At 73.2% G+C, this 4,231-nt stretch carries 3 protein-coding genes and 1 pseudogene; 1 reads left to right on the forward strand and 3 read right to left on the reverse strand.

The features are described 5' to 3' along the window. From HW445_RS20460 to HW445_RS20470, 3 genes and pseudogenes are all read right to left on the reverse strand, one after another. Positions 1–294: pseudogene (locus tag HW445_RS20460) on the reverse strand (phosphodiesterase); the annotation flags it as partial. Between the two features lie 326 nt (positions 295–620). After that, complete coding sequence (locus tag HW445_RS20465; RefSeq protein WP_180222436.1) at positions 621–2,975, reverse strand: glycoside hydrolase family 65 protein; 2,355 nt, start codon at positions 2,973–2,975, stop codon at positions 621–623. Next, a complete protein-coding gene (locus tag HW445_RS20470) occupies positions 2,972–3,787 on the reverse strand; it encodes a beta-phosphoglucomutase family hydrolase (protein ID WP_180222437.1) in 816 nt (271 codons plus the stop codon). Before HW445_RS20470 ends, HW445_RS20465 begins: the two co-directional genes overlap by 4 nt. 228 nt (positions 3,788–4,015) lie before the next feature. On the opposite strand from HW445_RS20470, the gene HW445_RS20475 reads away from it, so the two are divergent. Beyond that, positions 4,016–4,231: ANTAR domain-containing protein (locus HW445_RS20475; RefSeq protein ID WP_180222438.1), on the forward strand; the 216-nt coding region annotated here is incomplete at its 3' end.

The raw sequence follows: 4,231 nt of genomic DNA on the forward strand, positions 1-4,231 counted from the left end.
GGTGAGGAGCAGCTCGAGCGTGGAACCCCGCCCGTCGGCGTCGTCGACCCGCAGCGCGAGTCCCACGCCGTCGGGCAGGACACCGGGCAGGCCGGCCGCGAGCGACCAGCGCGCGGTGACCGGGTAGACGCCGTGCCGGTCCAGCCAGTCGCCCCGACAGCCGCCCTCTGGGTCACCGCGGACCTCCTCCGTCCCGGCAGGCGTCACCCCGGCGGGGTGCAGGGCGGGCGCCCTCCGCAGCCGGGCCACCTGCCGGGCGACCGTGCGCACCGTGCCGCCGAACACCCCTGTCATCTCGCACCCCTCTCCCGGTCGGCCGGCACCATGCCGCGGACCGCGGCCGTGGCGCGCCGGTTCCTGTACCCCGGCCCGTCCTCGGGGAACGTCCCCGGGCACGGGGCCCGGCGACGGAGCCGGACGCCCGGGCCGCGGCGCGCCGGTTCAGCCGTCACCCAGGGCCCGTCGCACTCGTTCCCGGCCTCGTCCCGAAGAGTGAGGAGGCCGGTGTCCGTCATGCTGTGGGCCGGGTGCCACCGGAGGGCGGGTCCACGCCAGGGCCGGGGGGTCGTTCATCCGTTCGGGGCAGCGGGGTCGCCGCCGAGTGGCGGGACCGGGGTCGGTCAGCGGCCGCCGTTCGGCGGGCGGTGGGGGGGCTGTTCGGGGGTGGGGCGATGGACGGGGTTGGGCACGGGGCGGATGACGGGGCCGCCGCCGTTGGCGGTCACCCGCACCGGGGTGCCGTGGTGGCGGATGGTCAGCGGACGGCCGCTGACCAGCCGGTAGGCGGCGGTCTCCTGGGTGATCTCGACCCGAAGGCAGCGCCCGAGCACCTGCAGGGTGAACGCGAGCCGGCTGAACTTCTCCGGCAGCCGGGGCGCGAACTCCAGTTGGTCGCCGCGCTGGCGCAGCCCGCCGAACCCGCCGACCAGGGCCAGCCACGCCCCGGCCAGGGAGGCGATGTGCAGGCCGTCGCGGGCGTTGTGCTCCAGGTCGTCGAGGTCCATCAGAGCCGCCTCGGCCGTGTAGTCGTAGGCGAGCCGCAGGTGTCCGGCGCGGGCGGCGATGACGGCCTGGCAGCAGGCCGAGAGGGAGGAGTCGCGGACGGTCAGCGGTTCGTAGTAGGCGAAGTTCCGGGCGATCTGCTCCTCGTCGAACATGTCGTCGCAGGTGTACATGGCCAGGACCAGGTCGGCCTGCTTGATGACCTGCTTGCGGTAGAGGTCGAAGTAGGGGAAGTGGAGCAGCAGCGGGTACTGGTCGGGGCCGGTCCTGTCGAAGTTCCAGCGCTGGTGGCCGGTGAACCCGGCCGACTGCTCGTGGACGCGCAGTTCCTCGTTGTACGGGATGTGCATGGCCGCCGCGGCGTCCCGCCAGCCGGCGCCCTCCTCGTCGTCGACGCCGAGCCGGGCGGCCTGGTCGGCGTGGCGCTCCACCGCGTCGGCGGCGGCGAGCAGATTGGCCCGGGCCATCAGGTTGGTGTAGGCGTTGTCGTCGACGACGGCGCTGTACTCGTCGGGTCCGGTGACTCCGTCGATGTGGAAGTTGCCGTGGTGGTCGTGGTGGCCGAGCGAGCGCCACAGCCGCGCCGTCTCCACGAGCAGTTCGAGACCGACCTCCCGCTCGAAACGGCTGTCCCCGGTGGCGGCGACGTAGCGCACGACGGCTGCCGCGATGTCGGCGTTGACGTGGAAGGCTGCGGTGCCGGCCGGCCAGTAGCCGGAGCACTCGGAGCCGTCGATGGTCCGCCAGGGGAAGGCGGCGCCGGACAGCCCGAGCGTGGCCGCGCGCTCCTTGGCGACCTCGAGGGTGTTGTGCCGCCAGCGCAGTGCCTCGGCCACCGCTTTGGGCGAGGTGTAGGTGAGCGGGGTGAGGACGAACGTCTCGGTGTCCCAGAACGCGTGCCCGTCGTAGCCGGACCCGGTGAGGCCCTTGGCGGGGATGGCGCGCTCCTCGGCCCGGACGCCGGCCTGGAGGACGTGGAAGAGGGCGAAGCGGACGGCCTGCTGGATCTCCTCGTCGCCGTCGACCTCGACGTCGGCGCGGCCCCAGAAGTCCGCGAGGAACTCCTCCTGCTCCTTGAGCAGCCCGTCCCACCCGCTGTGGCGTGCGGCGGCGAGGGCCGCGTCGACCTGGTCGCTCATGGCGGGCAGGGAGCGGGTGCGGGACCAGCCGTGGGCGACCACCTTGTGCACCACCAGACGCTGACCGGGCTCCAGGACCGAGGTGACGGTGAGCCGGGCGAGGTCGTCCTCGCTCTCGCTGTCGGTGACGATCGGCTGGTGTCCGGTGATCACGTGGTCGGCGGCGACGGCCACCCGGATGCCGCTGCGCTTGGTGCGGTGCACCAGACGCAGCCTGTTGCCCGAGGAGAAGTTCTGCTCCGGTTCCAGCGGGGACTGGAGCGCCTTGGCCGCCCGGGGGTCGCTGCCGGTGCCGTCGGGCAGCTGCTCGTTGGCGACCAGTTCGGACTGGAGGACGACGCGCACCCGGGCGTCGACCGGCTCGACCTCGTAGGAGACGGCGGCGATGGCCCGCTGGGTGAGGGAGACCAGGCGGGTGGAGCGGACCCGCACCCGGGAGCCTGCCGGGGAGACCCAGTCGCAGCTGCGCTCGAGCACGCCGCGGCGCATGTCCAGCGTGCGTTCGTGGGCGACCAGCCGGCCGTGGCGCAGGTCGAACGGCTCGTCGTCGACGAGCAGCCGCAGCACCTTCCCGTTGGTGATGTTGATCACCGTCTGACCGGACTCGGGGTATCCGTAGCCGGCCTCGGCGTAGGGCAGGGGGTGGAGCTCGAAGACGCCGTTGAGGTAGCTGCCGGGCAGGCCGTGCGGCTCACCCTCGTCGAAGTTGCCGCGCCAGCCGACGTGGCCGTTGGAGAGCGCGAAGACCGATTCGCTCTGGGCGAGGACGTCCAGGCTGAGTTCGGTCTCGCGGACGGTCCAGGGTTCGACGGCGTAGGACCGCTGGGTGATCACCCGGCACCTCCCGGGGTCTGCGTCGGCTCGGCGCGTCCGGCGGACCTGCCGGACCGGCCGGGCTCACCGAGTTCACCGATCTCGCCGAGATCGCCGAGATCCTGGACCACGATGTCCGCGCCGTGCGCGCGCAGGGCTTCCGCCTGTCCCACCCGGTCCACGCCGACGACCTGTCCGAAGCGTCCGGCGCGGCCGGCGTCCATGCCGGCCAGGGCGTCCTCGAACACGGCGGCCTCGGAGGGCCGCACGCCGAGGTCGCGGGCGGCGGCGAGGAAGGTGTCCGGCTTCGGCTTGCCTGGCAGGCCGCGCTCGGCGGCGACCACGCCGTCGATCCGGACGTCGAAGAGGCCGACGGCGTCCACGGCGCGGAGCACGTCGAGACAGTTCTTGCTGGAGGACACGATCGCGGTGGCGAGCCCGCGGGCGCGCACGGCCCGGATGTAGGCGAGGGTGGTGTCGTACGCCTCGACCCCGCCTTCACGGATCTTGGCCAGAACCAGCTCGTTCTTCCGGTTGCCGAGGCCCTGCACGGTCAGGGCGTCCGGGGGGTCGTCCGGGGCGCCCTCGGGGAGCGTGATGCCGCGCGAGGCGAGGAAGGTGCGCACCCCGTCGGTGCGCGGCAGGCCGTCGACGTACTCGTCGTAGTCGTGCGCCGCGTCGAAGGGCCGGTAACCGGCCCCGTCCCGTTCCTCGAGGAAGCTGTCGAAGGTCTCCTTCCAGGCCGCCGCGTGCACCACGGCGGTCCGGGTGACGACGCCGTCGAGGTCGAACAGGCAGGCCCGGATCTGCGGGGGAAGGCCGAGGTCGGTCATGCCGACCACCTTCCCACCGGGCGCGGATCCTTGCCTGTCGGCTCCACCCGAAGTGGGTGCGCGCGGAGCAGCGACGGATTTTCGGCCACGCCGTTCCGCGGGATGCGGAGGGACGGGTTCCAGGCTGCCCGGACACCGCCCGGAGGAACAGGGCCGAAGGTCCCTGACAGATGCCCTGACGTGGGCGTCCGCGTGATCTCCTCACACCCGATGTGCCATGCTCGTCACGTGACGACCGATCCTGCTCCCGCCGCCGAAGCCGGCGCCCTGCCCGATGTGGTGGCGTCCGAGGCCGTGCTGGAGCGGGCGAAGGGCGTGATCATGGCCCTGACCGGCAGAACCGCCGACGAGGCGCAGGCCGAGCTGCTCCGCAGGGCCCGCGCCGGTGGGCGCACGCTGCTGGACGAGTGCTGGATCACCGTGGGCGGGACGGCGACGGGACGG

Origin of the sequence: Streptomyces sp. UH6, assembly GCF_013421635.1 — a bacterium.
Taxonomy (GTDB): domain Bacteria; phylum Actinomycetota; class Actinomycetes; order Streptomycetales; family Streptomycetaceae; genus Streptomyces; species Streptomyces abyssomicinicus.

What these genes read in the sequence shown, in the direction of transcription:
- HW445_RS20470 (WP_180222437.1), bottom strand. Translation starts at nt 3,787, where the DNA reads ATGACCGACCTCGGCCTTCCCCCGCAGATCCGGGCCTGCCTGTTCGAC.